The sequence below is a fragment of the Ideonella sp. genome (assembly GCF_036277275.1).
Classification (GTDB): Bacteria; Pseudomonadota; Gammaproteobacteria; order Burkholderiales; family Burkholderiaceae_C; genus Ideonella.
Genome location: NZ_DASUNH010000119.1, coordinates 1 through 17414 on the forward strand (window position 1 = coordinate 1; position 17414 = coordinate 17414).

15 protein-coding genes and 1 pseudogene are annotated in these 17414 nt (G+C 65.9%); 10 read left to right on the forward strand and 6 right to left on the reverse strand.

Annotated features, from left to right (window positions below):
- Positions 1–318, reverse strand: a pseudogene (locus VFY73_RS19805) (flagellin FliC); the annotation flags it as partial.
- Positions 319–581: 263 nt separating this feature from the next.
- On the opposite strand from VFY73_RS19805, the gene VFY73_RS19810 reads away from it, so the two are divergent.
- From VFY73_RS19810 to rfbD, 3 genes are all read left to right on the forward strand, one after another.
- The gene (locus VFY73_RS19810; protein ID WP_329721992.1) at positions 582–1682 is read left to right on the forward strand and encodes a glycosyltransferase; all 1101 of its coding nucleotides are present in this window, start codon (positions 582–584) and stop codon (positions 1680–1682) included.
- A 61-nt stretch (positions 1683–1743) separates the two neighbouring features.
- Positions 1744–3651: a tetratricopeptide repeat protein gene (locus VFY73_RS19815; protein ID WP_329721994.1), complete on the forward strand. Its 1908-nt coding sequence runs from the start codon at positions 1744–1746 to the stop codon at positions 3649–3651.
- A 156-nt stretch (positions 3652–3807) separates the two neighbouring features.
- Positions 3808–4704 carry a dTDP-4-dehydrorhamnose reductase gene (gene rfbD, locus VFY73_RS19820; protein WP_329721996.1) on the forward strand — a complete coding sequence of 299 codons (897 nt, stop codon included), beginning with the start codon at positions 3808–3810 and terminating at the stop codon, positions 4702–4704.
- 35 nt (positions 4705–4739) lie between these two features.
- Here rfbD and VFY73_RS19825 read toward each other — a convergent pair whose 3' ends face one another.
- On the reverse strand, positions 4740–5729 hold the full coding sequence (locus VFY73_RS19825; RefSeq protein ID WP_329721998.1) for a sulfotransferase: 990 nt from the start codon (positions 5727–5729) through the stop codon (positions 4740–4742).
- 199 nt (positions 5730–5928) lie between these two features.
- Between VFY73_RS19825 and VFY73_RS19830 the strand changes: the two genes are divergently transcribed.
- Genes VFY73_RS19830 through VFY73_RS19840 form a run of 3 tightly spaced genes read left to right on the forward strand, consistent with a single transcriptional unit; the run spans position 5929 to position 9382 of the window.
- The gene (locus tag VFY73_RS19830) at positions 5929–7452 is read left to right on the forward strand and encodes a glycosyltransferase family 2 protein (protein ID WP_329722000.1); all 1524 of its coding nucleotides are present in this window, start codon (positions 5929–5931) and stop codon (positions 7450–7452) included.
- Between the two features lies 1 nt (position 7453).
- Entirely contained in the window at positions 7454–8587 is a 1134-nt protein-coding gene (gene vioA / locus VFY73_RS19835; RefSeq protein ID WP_329722002.1) for a dTDP-4-amino-4,6-dideoxy-D-glucose aminotransferase VioA, read from the forward strand.
- 9 nt (positions 8588–8596) lie between these two features.
- Complete coding sequence (locus tag VFY73_RS19840; RefSeq protein WP_329722004.1) at positions 8597–9382, forward strand: sulfotransferase; 786 nt, start codon at positions 8597–8599, stop codon at positions 9380–9382.
- A gap of 1 nt (position 9383) precedes the next feature.
- Here the strand turns inward: VFY73_RS19840 and VFY73_RS19845 are convergent, their stop codons facing one another.
- From VFY73_RS19845 to VFY73_RS19860, 4 genes are all read right to left on the reverse strand, one after another.
- On the reverse strand, positions 9384–10079 hold the full coding sequence (locus VFY73_RS19845; protein WP_329722005.1) for a WbqC family protein: 696 nt from the start codon (positions 10077–10079) through the stop codon (positions 9384–9386).
- 212 nt (positions 10080–10291) lie between these two features.
- Positions 10292–10780 (reverse strand): adenylyltransferase/cytidyltransferase family protein, encoded by a 489-nt coding sequence (locus tag VFY73_RS19850; RefSeq protein ID WP_329722007.1) that lies wholly within the window; start codon positions 10778–10780, stop codon positions 10292–10294.
- A 124-nt stretch (positions 10781–10904) separates the two neighbouring features.
- On the reverse strand, positions 10905–12050 hold the full coding sequence (locus tag VFY73_RS19855; RefSeq protein ID WP_329722009.1) for an FkbM family methyltransferase: 1146 nt from the start codon (positions 12048–12050) through the stop codon (positions 10905–10907).
- Between the two features lie 34 nt (positions 12051–12084).
- The gene (locus tag VFY73_RS19860) at positions 12085–13560 is read right to left on the reverse strand and encodes a CDP-glycerol glycerophosphotransferase family protein (protein ID WP_329722011.1); all 1476 of its coding nucleotides are present in this window, start codon (positions 13558–13560) and stop codon (positions 12085–12087) included.
- Between the two features lie 663 nt (positions 13561–14223).
- On the opposite strand from VFY73_RS19860, the gene flhD reads away from it, so the two are divergent.
- From flhD to motB, 4 genes are all read left to right on the forward strand, one after another.
- Complete coding sequence (gene flhD, locus VFY73_RS19865) at positions 14224–14547, forward strand: flagellar transcriptional regulator FlhD (protein ID WP_329722013.1); 324 nt, start codon at positions 14224–14226, stop codon at positions 14545–14547.
- 123 nt (positions 14548–14670) lie between these two features.
- Positions 14671–15258: a flagellar transcriptional regulator FlhC gene (gene flhC / locus VFY73_RS19870; RefSeq protein ID WP_329722015.1), complete on the forward strand. Its 588-nt coding sequence runs from the start codon at positions 14671–14673 to the stop codon at positions 15256–15258.
- 336 nt (positions 15259–15594) lie between these two features.
- On the forward strand, positions 15595–16452 hold the full coding sequence (gene motA / locus VFY73_RS19875; protein ID WP_329722017.1) for a flagellar motor stator protein MotA: 858 nt from the start codon (positions 15595–15597) through the stop codon (positions 16450–16452).
- Between the two features lie 15 nt (positions 16453–16467).
- Entirely contained in the window at positions 16468–17391 is a 924-nt protein-coding gene (gene motB / locus VFY73_RS19880; protein ID WP_329722019.1) for a flagellar motor protein MotB, read from the forward strand.
- Positions 17392–17414: the final 23 nt, after the last annotated feature.

Here is a 17414-nt window from a genome sequence, read left to right on the forward strand (position 1 = left end):
GCTCGAGTTCGTCGAGTTGCGGGCCTGCACAGCCAGTTCACGCATGCGTTGCAGCGCGTCGCCGACCTTCGACAGGGCGCCTTCAGCCGTTTGCGCCAGCGAGATGCCGTCGTTGGCATTGCGAATCGCGACGTTCATGCCGCGCACTTGGGCGTTCATGCGCTCGGCGATCGCCAGGCCGGCCGCGTCGTCCTTGGCCGAGTTGATGCGCAGGCCCGAAGACAGACGTTGCATCGACTGCGACAGCGAGGCTTGTGAAGCCGACAGATTGCGCTGGGCGGTCAGTGAGCCAACGTTGGTGTTGATGACGGAAGACATGTGAGTTACTCCTTCACGGGGTTCAAAAACTGACCCATCCGGGCCTCTGGTTGCGCCCCCGTTTGAAAGTGGTTGGGGCCGTGAATTGCTTTTCGGAGGGTCGATCGAAAGACTTGAGAGTTTTTTTTGCCGCTGTTCGATCGATCGACTTGGCCAGAGGTTGGCAAGCGGAGTCGGCGGGGAGCCGGCGGCAGCGAAAGACCGCTGCCCAGTCTTCTCTTATCGGCGCCTACGCGGCGCGGCACAGTCTTAAAGTCGGGGCGATGCACACTCCGTCGCCTTTGCCCACCAAGCCGACGCGCGCCTGCCGCGTCGCGCTGGTGATGATCGTGCGCAACGAGGCATCGCGCATCGCACGGGCGCTGGCCAGCGCACTGCCGTACGTCGACGAAGCGCTGGTGCTCGACACCGGCTCGACCGACGACACGGTGGCGAGGGCACGAGCCGCCGGCGCACGCGTGGCACATTTCAAGTGGGTCGACGATTTTTCTGCCGCGCGCAACGCCGCGCTCGATGCTGCCGGTGCTGATTGGCACATCGTGCTCGACGCCGACGAGTGGCTGACCAGCGGCGCCGGTGAGTTGGCTGCGCTGCGCCACACGGCGCCCACCTTCGTCGGCGCGGTGTGCATCGAGAGCCTTGATGACAGCAGCGTGCAGGCGCAACAGGCCAGCAGCTGGATCAGTCGCGTACTGCCCGGCCCGGTGCGTTATGCCGGCCGCGTGCACGAACAGCCGCAACATCGGTTGCCGGTGCAGCGCCTGCGCATCACGTTGGGCCACGACGGCTATCTGAAGGATTCGCTGGCCGCCAAGGCCGGTCGCAACCGGCGGTTGCTCGAGTGCGAGGTCGCCGAACACCCCGACGATCCATACGCCTGGTACCAGCTTGGCAAAGACCATGACGTCTATGAACGTCATGCCGACGCATTGGATTGCTTCGATCGCGCCGAGGCGCTGCTGGCCACCGAAGGCCCGTCGCCGGGCTGGTTGCACGACCTGACGGTCCGCCGCCTGCATGCCTTGAAATGTGTCGGCCGCCACGCCGACGCGCTGATGCAGGCCGAGGCCGGCCTGGCACGCTGGAGCGAGTCGCCCGACTTCTTCTTTGCCTTGGGCGACGTGCTGTTGGACTGGGCGGCCAACCAGCCGCCGAACGCCGCCGAACTGCTGCCCATGATGGAGAGTGCCTGGCAGCGCTGCCTGGCCATCGGCGAGCGGCCGGACCTGGAGGGCGCCGTTGCCGGTCGCGGCAGCCACCTGGCGGCCCACAACCTGGCCCTGCTGTACGACGGCCTCGGCCGGGCCGAAGACGCCGCCGAATGCCGGCGCCTGGCCGCCGTCCGGCCAGCAGCGCCCGAATAGGCCCGGCACCCCCTGTCTTTTCGGTGCCTGCCGACACGCCCACCTCTCTAAAGTGGGCAGGATGAAGAATTCACGCCAGCGCGCCGAAGCGCATCGCCAGGCCGGGTTGAAAGCCATGCAGGCCAAGCGCTGGCCGGCGGCGATTGCCGAATTCGAGCGCGGCACGGCCTTGTCGCCCCACGACGCGCTGCTGCGCCTGAACCTGGCACGCGCGCACATGCAATGCGGCGCGCTGGACCGTGCGGTGGCCGAAGGCCGCGAGACACTGCGCCTGGATCCGGCGAGCCCGGTGGCTTGCCGCTTGGTCGGCGAATGCCTGCTGCAGCAAAACCGTGTGCAGGAAGCCGCCGCGGTGTTCGACCAATATCCCGCTGACGCGGCCCGCGACCACGACTGGTTCAACGCCTACGGCAACGCGTTGTTCCAGGCCCAACGGCTGCAGGACGCGGTCGGCGTCTTCTTCCAGGCGCTGGCCCTGAAGATCGATGCCCCGCTGGTGCACTATCGCCTGGGCCTGTGCTTCAAGGATCTGGGCATGACGCGCGAGTCGACCGAGTGCTTCCGCACCGCCGTCTCGCTGGATTCGGGCGCGGTGCGTGCGCTGGCCCTGTCGCTGCTGGTCCACGAGAGCCGACAAACTTGCGACTGGAGCCTGGTCGAAGAAGACACGGCGCAGCTGTTGAAGGCGCTGGACCAGGGCGACGACCAGACCGGCCAGAAACTCTCGCCCTTCGCACTGCTGGCGGTCGACGCCACACCCGAACAGCAGCGCCGCATCGGCGCACTTCGCCTGCGAGGCCTGACCCCCGGCCTGAAGCCGATGCCGCCGGCCGGTCCGCGCCGGCCCGGGCGCATCCGTGTCGGCTATCTCTCCTGCGATTTCCACCAGCACGCGACTTCGGTGCTGATGGCCGAGCTGCTGGAGCGCCGTGACAGCGAACGCTTCGAGGTCACGCTGTATTCGCACAGCCCCGACGACGGCAGCGAGATCGGCAAGCGCGTGCGTGCCGCCTGCGACCACTTCGTCGACGTGACGCACTGCTCCAACGCCGATGTCGCCCGCCGCATGCGCGCCGACGACATCGACATCGCGATCGACCTGAAGGGTCACACCCGCGGCAGCCGCTTCGAGCTGCTGGCCTTCAAGCCGGCGCGCGTCAGCGCTGCTTTCCTCGGCTACCCGGCCACCACCGGCGCCGACTTCATCGACTACATGATCGGCGACCCGGTCGTGCTGCCGCTGGCCCAGGCCGGCCAGTACAGCGAGCACCTGGCGCAGCTGCCGAACAGCTACCAGCCGAACGACCGCCGCCGCGCACTGCCACCGGCGCCCACGCGCGCCCAGGCCGGCTTGCCTGACGACGCGGTGGTCTTCTGCTGCTTCAACCAGACCTACAAGATCTCGCCCCACATGCTGGATCTGTGGGCCCGCATCCTGCACGGCGCCCCGAACGCGGTGTTGTGGATGCTGGCCTGGAACCCGCATGCCCAAGCCAACCTGGAGCGCGAGCTGGCCGCCCGAGGGGTCGGCCAGGAGCGCGTGTTCTGGGCCCCGAAGTTGCCGCTGTCCAAGCACATCGCCCGCCTGCGCGTGGCCGACATGTTCCTTGACACCTGGCCCTGCAATGCCCACACGACCGCCAGCGAGGCCTTGTGGGCCGGCGTGCCGGTACTGACGGTGCCGGGCGCGACATTTGCATCGCGGGTGGCGGCCAGCCTGGTCACCGCCTGTGGCCTGCCCGACCTGGCCGCCCCCGATGAAGATGGCTACGTGAACCTGGCGATCGCGCTGGCCCAGGAGTCGGCTACGCTGCAAGGCCTGAAGGAGCACCTCGACACCCAGCGCATGAACCTGCCGCTGTTTGACAGCGACCGGTACGCGCGCGACTATGAGACGTTGTTGCAGCGCATGTTCGACCGCGAACAGGCCGGCCTGCCGCCGGCTCACTTGCTGGCCGCCACCGCCTGAACGTGCCGCGGGCCAGCCAGCGGTTGGAGTGACAATTCCGGCTTTGCCCCTCGATGCGGTGCTTCAGGCTCCGCCGACCCCCATGCAGCCTCTTGCTGAAGCGCCAAACAGCCCATCTCACCGCCGCTGCGTGACGCACGCGATCGGCGGCTGCCCATGAAGATTCTCCTGCTGGGCAAGGACGGTCAGGTCGGCTGGGAGCTGCAACGCTCACTGTCGCTGCTGGGCGAAGTGGTCGCGCTGGACCACGACAGCACCGAGCTGCATGGCGACTTTTCTCGCCCCGAGGCGTTGGCCGCCACCGTTCAGGCGGTGTGCCCTGCGATCATCGTCAATGCCGCTGCGCACACAGCGGTGGACAAGGCTGAGAGCGAGCCCGACTTCGCCCGCGCGCTGAACGCCACCGCGCCCGGCGTGCTCGCGCGTGAGGCGGCAGCGCTGGGCGCCACGCTGGTTCACTACAGCACCGACTACGTGTTCGACGGCTCTGGCAGCGCGCCGCGCAGCGAAGAGGCCGACACCGGCCCGCTGTCGGTCTACGGCCGCACCAAGCTCGAAGGCGAACGAGCGGTCCAAGCCAGCGGCTGCCGCCACCTGATCCTTCGCACCAGCTGGGTCTACGCCGCCCGCGGCGGCAATTTCGCGAAGACGATGCTGCGACTGGCCGGCGAGCGCGAACAGCTGAAGGTGATCGACGACCAGATCGGCGCGCCCACCGGTGCCGACCTGCTGGCCGATGCGACAGCCCATGGCTTGCGTTCAATGGCCCAGCGTGACGATCTCGGTGGGCTCTACCACCTTGTCGCAGGCGGAGAGACCAGCTGGCATGGTTATGCCCGCTATGTCATCGAGTGGGCCCGCGCCCGTGGCCATGCGATCAAGGTACCGGCCGACCAAGTCTTGCCGATCCCGACCAGTGCCTACCCGACGCCGGCGGCGCGGCCGTTGAACTCGCGGCTGGACACGGCCCGGTTCCAGCGCGATTTCGGGTTGCGGCTGCCGGACTGGCAAGCTGGTGTGCAGCGCATGTTGCGGGAAGTACTGGAGCGCTAGTTGTGTCCACATCGGCCGCCGCGCCAACCGCCGCGCTATGTCTTGATCGGCAAGCGCTGGTAGAAGCGCTTCTTGGCCTCGACGTTGGCTCTGACGCTGTTCGGCTGCACGTGCACCTTGGCTCGCGTGTCAGTCTCTTCAAAGCGCGCCAACTCTTCCTTGGCGAATCGGTCCAGCTCTGACTTGTCGAACTCGCACCGATAGCCCAGGTGCTGCATCTCGGAATAGCAAATGCTTTCGATCGCCCGGATCTCGTCGGCGCTCAGCGCGTCGCGGTACTTCTGGCTGTTGTCGGTCATCACCGCCTTGTCCAGGTTGGACCAGGCGTGTTGCTGGCCGGCGTTGGCCCGGGTCAGCGCCGACTCGTGGTACGACAGCATGGCCGGCTCGTAGGCCAGGCCCATCATCCCGAGCACGTCGGTCAGCACCTTTTCGGGCTCCGAGATCAGCTGCTCGTAGTAGACCAGCCGGGCCCGGCCCAGACGGTGCAGATCGCTGTAGAGCTTCAGGCTGTTCTGTTGGTCGGCCTGCCATTGCCGCGCCGCGCGGCACACACCGCCCGGGTGGCCAGGGTTGTTCTTCCATGACAGGGCCATGTCGCGCGGGTCGCGCACCTGGTAGACGTAGGTCGCCTCGGGAAAGTGCAGCAGCAAGAAGGCGATGAACTCGTAGACCTGGTTTTCCTTGACGAAGACAACCGTCTTGCCATGGGCTTCGGCCTCGGCGGCGAAAACGCGGCGAATCAGCGTCGGCAGGTCACCCGACTCGGCCAGGCGGGCCAGCTCGTCCAGCGAGAAATTCGTACGCCAATGCGAAAACTCGGCGTTCAGCAGCGCGTGGATGTCTTCCAGCAACGCTTGCCAATGGGTGGGCCGCGCCAGCGGCTCATAGCGAAAAGCGTTGCGGGCGACAGGGTTGATCAGGTGCTTGGTCGCCGGGCCGCAGATGGCCGAATGCGCGTCGAGCATCCGGGTGATCAGGTTGCTGCCGCTGCGCTCCGAGCACATCAGGAAACTGAATCTCACGCTCACCTCCCGGGGATTCATGCAAAGGCGGCTGCCCCCATGCTGGCCGAGCGCGGCAGGCCTGTCCACCACCCCGCCCGGCATCGAAGGCCGCGCCCAGCACGATAAGCCACGCCCCCACGTGCGCGGGCCGGATCTGAGCCCCAACATCCCCCTTTATCCAGCGAACGCGGGCAGCGGCGGTGCCTAAAGTTCTCGCATGCACGATCCGTCCGTTCCCGCCGTCGATGCCGACCTGCCCGGCCTGCTCGGGCGCCTGCACCAGCAGTTCGCAGCGGGCGACGAAACCGGCTTCGAAACGACCCTGGCGACGATTGGCCCGCAACGGGCGGCGGCCGCCACGACGCTCGTCGGCGCCCTGTGCATTGGTGGCGCCGCGCTCGCCACCAGGCTGGCGGCCAGCCAACAACCCGCGTGGAGCGAAGACGACTGCACCGGCGCCGTTCTGGACGCGTTCAGCACCGTGATCGACCCGCCGGCAGCGGCGCCGGACCATGAGCAACGCATCTCGCAATGGCTGGTCGACACCTTCGGCCTGCAGACGCCCGTGACGGCGGTGCTCGACGTCGTCCGCGCCGAATTCCTGATCGACCGAGGGCCACTGGCCGAGTTGCCGCAGGCGGTGAGCTGCGCGATGCGCCATCAGCAGTGGGAACTGTCGCTGCGCGGCATCACCCGCGTGAAACAGGGCTTGAATGGCAGTACCCCGCGCGACACCTACGGGCTGGCGGCCATGTGTCTGCACCGGCTTGGCCGCTACGCAGAAGCCGACGAATGGGTCCGCGAAGGGTTGGGCGACGACCAGAAGCTGCTCGGCATCCCGGCCGTGCGCTCCGAAAAGGAGCTGATGCGCCGCTGGGGCCCGCACCGCGCCCCGGTCATCAGCATCATCTGCACCACCTACAACCACGAGCGCTACATCGACAGCGCGATCCGCGGCTTCCTGAGCCAGGACTGCTCGTTCCCGTTCGAGATCCTGATCCACGACGACGCTTCGACCGACCAGACCCAGGCCGTCATCCGCCAGTGGCAACAGCGTTACCCGAAGCTGATCAAGCCGGTGCTGCAGACGGTGAACCAGAAGTCGCAAGGCGTTCGGCCCTTCGAGCTGTTGCTGGCCAAGGCCCGCGGCGATTTCGTGGCCACCTGCGAAGGGGACGATTTCTGGATCGACCGGACGAAGTTGCAGCGGCAGGTCAGCTTCCTGATGTCGCACCCCGACGTCTCCTGCTCGGCCCACAACTACTACCACTTCATCGAGACGTCGCTGGCGGTCCGGCCGTGGAGCCGCATCGGGCGTGACATCTTTCTGTCCCAACGCCAGCTGATGTCGACGCAGTTCCTGCTCTGGCTGCCGACGCTGGTGTTTCGCAAGACCTTTTCGGCGTTGCCGCCCGAGCGGGCGCTGGCGGCGTTCGGCGACCAGTTCCTGACCTCGTACCTTGGCACGATGGGCCGCTGCGCCTACTTCGACACCTTCGTCGGCGCCGTGCGCCGCGAAAACGAATTCAGCTCCTGGAGCCCACTGCCCGAGCGCGAAAAAGAGCGCCGGCGCGTGAAGACCTGGGTCGCCATGCTGCGCATGCACGAGCGGCTGGGTCAGCAACAGGCGGTCGACGATCTGATGGCCAAGATCAAGGCCTCTTCGCTCGACGCCCGGCTCAAGACATCGCTCCTCGACGACTCGACACCCTCTCAATCCTCAACCCTGGCGGCGGCTTAATATGAACCCGATCTTCGTCACCCAACCGTACCTGCCTCCGCTCGAGGAGTTCATTCCCTATCTCGAGAAGATCTGGGAAAGCAAGACGCTGACGAACCGCGGCCCGATGCACCAGCGTCTCGAAAAAGAGCTGTGTGATCACCTGGGCGTGGAACACATCTCGCTGTTCGCGAACGGCACGTTGGCGCTGGTCACCGCGCTGCAGGCGTTGCGCATCACCGGCGAGGTCATCACGACGCCGTATTCGTTCGTCGCGACCGCGCACTCGCTGCTGTGGAACGGCCTCGCGCCGGTCTTTGCCGACATCGATCCGGTGACGCTGAACCTCGATCCGAAGAAGATCGAAGCCGCGATCACGCCGAAGACGACCGCGATCGTGCCGGTGCACTGCTACGGCACGCCGTGCGACATCGACGCGATCCAGAAGATCGCCGACAACTACAACCTGAAGGTGATCTACGACGCTGCCCACGCCTTTGGCGTGAAGCGCAACGGCCAGAGCATCCTGAAGGCGGGCGACCTGTCGATCCTGAGCTTCCATGCGACCAAGGTCTTCAACACCTTCGAAGGTGGCGCGATCATTTCGCCCGATGCCAAGACCAAGCAGCGCATCGACCAGCTGAAGAACTTCGGCTTCGTTGACGAGGTGACCGTGGTCGCCCCCGGCATCAACGGCAAGATGAGCGAAGTCAATGCCGCGTTCGGCCTGCTGCAGCTGCAACACATCGAGCGCGCGATGACGCGCCGCGCGGAGATCGACGCGATGTACCGCGCGCGCCTGTCCCAAGTGCCGGGTCTGCGCCTGCTCGAGCAACCGATGCCCGGCAACACCAGCAACCATTCGTACTTCCCCGTGCTGGTCGGCCCCGACTTCTCGGTCACCCGCGACGAGCTGTACGAGCTGCTGAAAGACCAGAGCATCCACGGCCGGCGCTACTTCTACCCGCTGATCAGCGAGTTCCCGATGTACCGCCACCTGCCGTCGGCGCAGCCTGGCTTGATGCCGATCGCCCAGGGCATCTCGCGCGAAGTGCTGTGCCTGCCGATCTACCCTGCACTGACCGACGAAGAAGTCAACCGCATCGCCGACACGGTCTGCTACGCATCGACGCTGCAGCGCAAAGCTGCGGCGTAAAGTCAACGAATGAGGCCACGGCAGGTCGCGATCTTCGGTTGCCCGCGCAGCGGCACCAGCTGGCTGGGCCAGCTGTTCAACGCCAGCGAGGCGGTGGCCTATCGCTACCAGCCGCTGTTCTCTTACGAGTTCAAGAACTGGTTCGGCGTTCACGGTGTGAGCGCCGCGTCGCTTGACACATTCAACGACGCGCTGCTGGGCGCGAGCTCAGATTTCGTGCTGCAGTCGCTGCGCCCACCCAAGGTGCTGCCCGCCACGCACCTGGTGTGGAAGGAAGTTCGCTACCACCAGCTGATGCCGGCGCTCGCCGCCCTGCCTGGTCTGCACAGGCTGATCTACATCCACCGCCCGGCGCCGGACGTGATCAACAGCTGGTACCAGGCGCCGAAAGAGTTTCGCGCCGGCCAGGACATCCACGCCGAATACCTGCACGCACCGTCGAAGAACACCGACCCGTGCGAGTACAACGGCTATGCGAAGTGGAAAGAATCGCTGGCGTTGGCGCTGGCCGTGAAGGCCACCTACCCGGACAAGGTGCTGATCGTGTCGTACGAGAAGTTGCGCAGCGACCCGATGGCGCAGCTGTCACGGCTGTTCGCGGCTGTCGGTCTGCCAATGTCGCAACAGGTGCTCGATTTCATCGCCGCCAGCACCTCACAGCACGAAGACGACGCGTACAGCGTCTTCCGCACCCAAACTGCTGCGCTGACGCTGCCGGCTGACATCGTGCGCGATCTGTCCGAAGACGCCGAAGGGCTCGACCTCGCATCGCGGGCCGAAGCGATGTCTCTCTGAGTCAGGGCTCGAGGTCGCAAGCGTCGAGCAATTCGACGACCTTCGCGGGTGGGCAGTGCATCAGCACATCCAGGATCGACAGGTACGGCACGAAGGCCGGTGAAGCCTGCGGATACTGCAGCGGCCGCATCGCGCAAAAGCGCAGTGTCATGCCGTCGCGTTCGAAGTCGGCCGCGTCGTAGAGCGTGCGCCCTCCGGTCGGGTTGATGTAGAGCGATGCACCCTCGGCGCGGCACACCGCGCGCACGCGGTCCGACGCCCGCAGCTCAGGCGGCAGCGCATGGACCGACGAGAAGCCGTGGTTGAACGGCAGACCGAGGTAGTCGAACACCGCGGCCATGCTGCGCGCGTTCTTGCGGGCGACGTTCTCGTCCGCATCGAGCAGCACGCGTTGCACGAATTCGAACACCGGTTCGAAGTGCGGCGCCTTCGCATACGCGCGCTGCAGCAGCGCGAGCAGCGGCTGCCACTCACCCACGTACTCGTGCTCGGCAATCGTGCGGTTCTGGCTGACGTTCTTGACCGGTGCGGTGAAGGCGTGCGATTCGCCGTTCAGCAGCAGGGCATTGCGATGGATGTAGCCCTTCTTGATGAAGGCCACGTCGTCGAAGCAGACGAAGCGGTCGACCTGGCGCGCCAGCTGGAACGTGCCGAGGTACGGGAACAGATAGGGCTGCAGCACCGCGACGCTTCGCATGCGCTGGGAGTCCTCAAGTGCCGTGCGCGGATCCGGCTTTGCCGGTCCGCTGCGCGAGCCCCCTCGGGGGGCTTCGCCCGGACATGAACAGTCCTGAGGACTGTTCGTGCCTGGCGAAGGGCCGAGCCTCTGGCTCGGCGCGGCCTGCAAGGCAGCGCCCGGCAGGGGGCGTGGGGGCACCATGCTCACGCTCGAACAGGCTCATGACCACGTCAGGCCCGGCCGCGCACGGTGGCGACGACTTCAGCCTTCAGCTCCGTGCTGGACACGCCTTCAGTGCGCGGCAGGTAGACCACGTCGCACAGCGTCTTCAGCTCGTCGAATCGGCCCGTCCAGTCGCTGCCCATGACCACGGCGTCCACGCCGTGCACCATCACGTCGGCTTCCTTCTGGCCCCAATCGCTCTCGGGGATCACCTCGTCGACATAGCGACAGGCGAGCACCATCGCGACGCGGTCAGCGTACGGCACGACGGCCTTCTTGCCCTTGATCGCATTGAATTCGTCGGTCGACACCGCGACGATCAGCCGGTCATAGCGCTGCTTGATGCGCTCGAACAGCCGCACGTGGCCGATGTGGAACAGGTCATAGGTGCCGTAGGTCAGCGCTATGGTGATCTCGCCATCAGCGAGCGGCACTGCCGGCAACGCGGGCAGCGCCCGAGTCGACTCGAAGGTGTGGGCTTGGGCGATCAAGCTCATCGTGGTGCTCCCGTGTCAGGTCGGCGCCGAAAGAGTGGTGGCGCCATGGTGCCCACTCTACGCAGGCCACGCCGGCGTGATGGGCCAAGAAGCGACTGCTTCATCCCGCTCCACCTGCTCAAGTTCAAGCCACCTGCGGATCGCCGGTGGCAGAGCGTTCCGCCACGCGTCTGTCGCGTTTCAAGTTCTCGACCTGGCCGAACTTTTTTGCGTAAGCGCGGCAGAAGGCGCCCAGCGCATCGGCCATCGGATCGTGCGCATGGGCTTGCGGCGCCGGCGGCCGCACCGGGTTCGTCGCCCGCTCCGTCGGAATCGCCAGCAGGATCGCCTCCCAGCCGTCTTTCAGCTGCACCCACTTGAAGGTGAAGCTGTAGTCGACGCCGGTCGCGTGGATGGCCTGCGGGATCGTGAACGCGTCGTTCCACTTGTGGTACAGGCAGATCGCGAGCTTCGGCTTGAAGTGCTGGATGGTCTGGCGTGCGCCGGCCAGGGCCTGCAGCTCGGCGCCTTCGATGTCCATCTTGATGAAATCGACCTTCTCCAGGTTCAGCCGCATCACGTAGTCGTCGAGCGTGATCGTCTGCACCTTGGTGCCTTGGCTCGATTTGCCGAAGATCGAGGTCGAGCCCTGCGTCGCGCCATCGGCGATCACGATCTCGTCACCGGTGCGGTCGGCCAATGCCAGCTTGTTGATGACGACCTGCCCGTCGCGCACGCCGTTGCGCTCGAAGTTGTGCACCAGCAGCGCCAGGTTCTCGTCCAGCAGCTCGAAGCTGTGGACCTGGCAGCGGCCGCCGAGCTTGTGGTGGAAGTACACACCGGTGTCGCCGATGAACGCACCGGCATCGATGATCACGTCGTCCGGCGCGAGCTGGATGTCGCCCTGCTCGTACTGCCCGTAGCGGATGTCGTGCGCGCCCAGCCACCAGTCGTAGCCCAGCATCTGGAAGTCGTAGCCCTGCGATTTCATGTCGCGCAGGCGGTAGCGCACGCCGTTCAGCTCTTCCACCGGCCGCGGCTCGGTGCGCAGGCGCTCGATCGTCGTGTCGTAGAGGTGGCGCTCGACCGGGTTGACCAGATCGATCTTGGCCCAGCGCTTGAGGAACCACAGAACGAAGCGCGACTGGTCGGCTGCGCTGAGCCGGTCGTACACGCCGCTGGCGATGTCTGCCAGGTGCGGCGCGTACTTCTCGTAGAAGACGCAGAACTTGTACAGGTCGTCATCCAGCATCCGGGGCAGGAGCGCGGCGAGGTCGTTGCGAAGCTTCATCGGTCGTTCTCCTGGGATCCTGCGGTGACGGGGTTCACTCGGCGTCGAGCGCCAGGCCCAGCTCTTCCAGCAGCAGCGCAGAAAGGCGCTCGCCGGACTGGTCGTCATGGTGGTCGTGCAGACGGTCGCGCAGCTCTTGGCGGTGGCGGGCGTGGGCGCCCGACTCGGCCGCGCGGTTGCGCAGTGCCAACAGCAGCTCGTTGACGCTGGTCACCAGCGGGCCGGGCTTGACGTCGAGCTTGTCGTCGTACAGCGTGCGCGACCGTGCGGTGTACTCGGCGTGGTCGGGGCGGAACAGGATGATCGGCCGGTCCAGCAGCAGGTAGTCGAACATCACCGACGAGTAGTCTGTGACCAGCTCGGTGGTGTGCTGCAGCAGCGGGTAGATGTCGGTGCGCGGCGCGACGAAGCGCGCTGTCGGCACGGCCTCTTTCAGCTGCGGGGTCATCGGCTGCTCGACCGGGTGCAGGTTGACGATCAGCAGGTCGCCGCGTTCGTCCAGCTGCTTGGCCAGACGCTCCAGCCCGGCGTCGACGATCCAGGTGCCGCGCTTGACGTCGCGAAAAGTCGGCGCGTACAGCACCACACGTTTGCCGGCATCGCGTGCGGTACGTGCCGCGTCGAGCATCGTGGTGTCGACGTTCAGCAGATCGGCCTCGGTCGGCTCGCGCAGCAGCACGTCGTTGCGCGGGTAGCCGATCGGCGCATAACGCTCGAAGCTGAACCAGCGGCGCCATTCGTTCTCGGCCGACGCCGCTGTGCCGACCAGCCGGGTGTACGGGCCGGTGGTGGCCAGCACCTTGGCGAAGCGTGGCGTCATGTTGCGCATCGGCGCGAGGTTGCGCAGGCCGATCTCCTTGATCGAGATGCCGTGCCACAGCTGCACATGGCGCGCGCCCGCCAGCAAGGCGGCGGCGTAGGGGTTCGGGTTCAAGAGATGATCACAGGTGACGACCACTGCGGTCGACAGCGCGGCACGCAGGTGCTCGGTCGACCAGTCGGCATGGCGGGTCGGAAAGCACGGCTCGCCCAGGCTCCTGGCCATGCGCTCCTGCTCGGCGTTCTGTGGCAGCAGCCAGGCGGTGATGCCTTCGCGCTTGGCGTGCTCGCGGAATGCCAGCCAGGCGTACTTGACGTTGCAGCCCAGGTAGGTGGTGGCGACGAAGACGACCGAGCGCTCTTTCGGGTGCATGCGCGAGACGCGCTCGAGGTCGCGGCAGCTGCGCTCCAGCGCGAACTGCTGCTCCAGGTCGACCAAGCGGCTGTTCAACGCGCCGATCGCGGCGAGCGCGGCCTCGGCACCGCCGGCCAGTTGGGGCACTGGTGCGGCTTGTTGCTGGGCCTGTTCCTGCAGGCCGACGACGGCCTCGACCAGTTGCTCGAAGGCCTGGCTCAACTGGCCACCCAGGGCCTCGACCGCGCCGAGGCGCTCGTCCCAGCCGCTGCCGAGCTCGGCGGGCGGCAGGCTGACAGGGTCGTAGGTCGAGGTGTGCGGTGCGGCGTCGATCATGGATGAGCTTCTTCGGCCGATCCGGCGGCCATTGCGTCATCCACTGTAGGCAGCCACGCCCGGCGTGAAACCCGGATATGCGGCGTCAAGCCCGTTCTGTTCACGAACGGCTGCCCCGGTCGTGCGCGTACGCAAGCCCACCCCCGCGGGATTGCCCGCCTTGTCCGGCGCCGGCTCGGCGGGCAGCTCAGATACCCCGACGGGACCTGCACGTTTGGCTTAAGCGTTCACCCTCACCGGAGCGTGAATTTCGACCACATTCGAACCGAACGGGCGCACACTGGCAATGAAGGCGCCGTTGGGAAGACAGCGGCGGGTCCGGCGGCCGAGCTGGTGGCGCAGGTCCGCTGCCAGTGGCGGCGAAGGCGAGGGGTCGACCTTTTGAGCTGGACAGCAGACGAAGCTTCGGCAGCTTGGTGGCACTGTAGGCAGGGTCCTGGCGCGGCCTTTGCCAGAAAAGCACTGCAGCCCTCAGCCATTCCCTTTTTGACGACCCGAAACGGCCGGTTTGTAGGAATTTGCCTGACAGGCGTGACGGAAAAAGGCGGACTTCAGCGGCGGAAGTGAGCTGATGTTTCAGTTCTGTTTCGGTCCTTACAGTTCATCCCATGCCGAGACACAAAGTCTCTTCTTCAAAACGGTAGACGAGCAAAGGAACGAATCATGGACACCAACCAGATCCTCGCCGAGATCCGCGAAGCCAACCTGTCGTACCTGATGCTGGCGCAGAGCCTGATCCGCGCCGACCGCGAACAAGCCCTGTTCCGCCTGGGCGTGTCGGAAGAGACCGCGAACCTGATCGCCACGCTGACGCCGGCGCAGATGATGAAGATCGCCACCGGCAACACGCTGCTGTGCCGCTTCCGCATGGACGACGACCTGGTCTGGGGCCTGCTCACCAGCCACGGCAAGGCCGCCGCGAACGACAGCGTCAGCCGCCTGCACGCCTCCATCTTGATGGCCGGCCGCCATCAAGAGGCCGCATAAATGTCTGCCCCGGTCTTGCGGGCACGCAAGCCCACCGCCGCGGGGTTGCCGAGCCGCCTTGGGCGCAGCCCGGCGCCGACTCGGTAAGTACGCAGATCACCCGACTCAGTATTGGAGGACACCATGGCCCGCAGCAAGAGCATCCTGACCGAAGCCCGCCAGATCGAGCGTGCCGTCACGCTGATCAACCTCGGCGCCCGCCTGCAGGTGCTGGAGTCGGAGACCGATCTGTCCTACGAGCGCCTGTTGCGCCTGTATAAAGAAGTGTCGGGCAAGTCGCCTTCGAAGGGCCAGTTGCCGTTCTCGACCGACTGGTTCATGACCTGGCAGCCGAACATCCATGCCAGCCTGTTCCTGAACATCCACGAGTACCTGAACAAGACGTCGGAACTCGAGGAAATCGACACCGTCATCAAGGCCTACCAGCTCTACCTGGAACAGACGGCCTCGCAAGGGCTGGAGCCGATGCTGTCGGTGACCCGTGCGTGGCGCCTGGTCAAGTTCGTCGACAACGGCATGCTGACGATGACCAAGTGCAACAAGTGCGGCGGCCACTATGTCAGCCACCCGCACGAGATCGCCAAGCACTTCGTCTGTGGTCTGTGCAACCCGCCCGCCCGCGCCGGCAAGGGCCGCCAGGCCGGGGCGCTGCAGCTGCCCAGCGCCACCAGCCCCCGCCAGCTGGCCACCACCGCCGACGACGACGCCTGAATGGCGTCGCATCAGCAAACCGCCAACTACTGCCGACCTTGATGTAACCATTTGCGTCGGCGCTTGAATCCATCGGCAAGAGGCCGATCTCACCAGGTGTCAGTTTTGTTCTTGTTCATGCTTGTCTCCTCCTAGCACAACCCCTGTGCTTTCAGGCGGACTCCACGTGAGTCCGCCTTTTTTCTTTCCGTACTGCAGCAATGGCCGGGGTTTTTTGCCGCCATTTCCAGGCTTTCACCGCCTCAAGCTGCACCGAGGGGTAACCGATATCACCGCCAAGGGCCGCGCTCGTGCGCCGCCTCGAAGCGCACAAACGAGAACCCGGAACCCCTCACCATGTTCGTCATCGTCGGTTGGCTGGTCGCCATCGGTTGCATCTTCGGCGTCTTCATTGCGCACGGGGGCAACATCGGCGTCGTGCTGCGTGCACTGCCGTTCGAGCTGATCACGATCTTCGGCGGTGCGTTCGGCGCCTTCGTCGCCAACAACCAACCCAAGGTGCTCAAGGCCACGGCCCGGGGCTTGGCCTCGTGCTTCAAGGGCTCGAAGTATTCGAAGGCCCGCGCGATGGAGCTGCTGGCGCTGCTCTACGAGATCCTGCAAAAGGCGCGCAAGGAAGGCCTGATGTCCATCGAGAAGGACGTCGAGGACCCGCACAACTCGCCGCTGTTCCAGAAATTCCCGGTAGTCGGTCACGACCACCACGTGACCGAGTTCATCACCGACTACCTGCGCATGATGGTCTCGGGCAACCTGAACGCCCACGAAATCGAGTCGCTGATGGACAGCGAAGTCGAGACCCACCATGCCGAGGCGCACGCCGCGGCGGCCGCGCTGCAGCGTGTGGCCGGCGCGCTGCCGGCGTTCGGCATCGTCGCGGCGGTGCTGGGCGTGGTCAACACCATGGGCTCGGTCGGCCAACCCCCGGCGGTGCTGGGCGCGATGATCGGCTCGGCGCTGGTCGGCACCTTCCTCGGCATCTTGCTGGCCTACGCCTTCGCCGAGCCGCTGGCCGGCCTGCTGGAGCAGAAGATCGACGAAGACGGCAAGGAGCTGCAGTGCATCAAGACCACCTTGCTGGCGTCGATGCAAGGCTACGCGCCGCAGGTCGCGATCGAGTTCGGCCGCAAGGTGCTCTATTCGACCGAGCGCCCGACCTTCCTCGAGCTCGAGAGCCACGTGAAGAAGAAATAACGCGAGGAGCTGGCTGTGGCAGGTGACGCAAAGAAACTCCAACCGATCATCGTCAAGAAGGTCCGCAGGGGGGGGCATGCCGCCCACGGTGGCGCCTGGAAGATCGCCTATGCCGACTTCGTGACGGCGATGATGGCGTTCTTCCTGCTGATGTGGCTGCTGGGCTCCACCACCGAAGGCGACAAGAAGGGTATTGCCGACTACTTCTCTGCGCCGTTGAAGGTGTCGCTGGCCGGCGGTGCCGGCTCGGGTGACGCCTCGCACGTCATCAAGGGCGGCGGCGAAGACCTGACACGCTCCGGTGGCCAGGTCAAGCGCGGCGATGTCGACGCGCCGAAGAAAACGATCAACCTGGCCGCGCTGAAGGCCGAGCAGAAGCGCGCCGAAGTCGCGCGGCTGCAGGAGATCAAGAACACGATCGAGCAGAAGATCCAGGCCAGCGAGCGGCTGAAGGCCATGTCGTCGCAGCTGCGGCTGGACATGACCCGCGACGGCCTGCGCATCCAGATCGTCGACGAGCAGAACCGGCCGATGTTCGCTTCGGGCAGCTCCGCCGTTCAACCCTACATGCGAGAGCTGCTGCAGGCGATCGGCGCCATCCTCACCGAGGTGCCGAACCTGCTGACGCTCGAAGGTCACACCGATGCGACGCCCTTCTCGGATGGCGAACGCGGCTATAGCAACTGGGAGCTGTCGGCCGACCGGGCCAACGCGTCACGACGCGAGCTGATGGCCGGCGGATTGCCCGAGAACCGTGTGCTGCGGGTGCAGGGCCTGGCGTTCAGCCAACCCTTCGAGCGCAACGACCCGACCAGCCCGAGCAACCGCCGCATCAGCATCATCGTGATGAACCGCGACGCGGAGGACCGCGTCTTCCGCACCACCCTCGACTCCCCGAGCGCCGAAGAAGAAACGGCCTCAAGTGTTCCCGTCCGTTGACCGATAACGCTTCAAACCCTCGC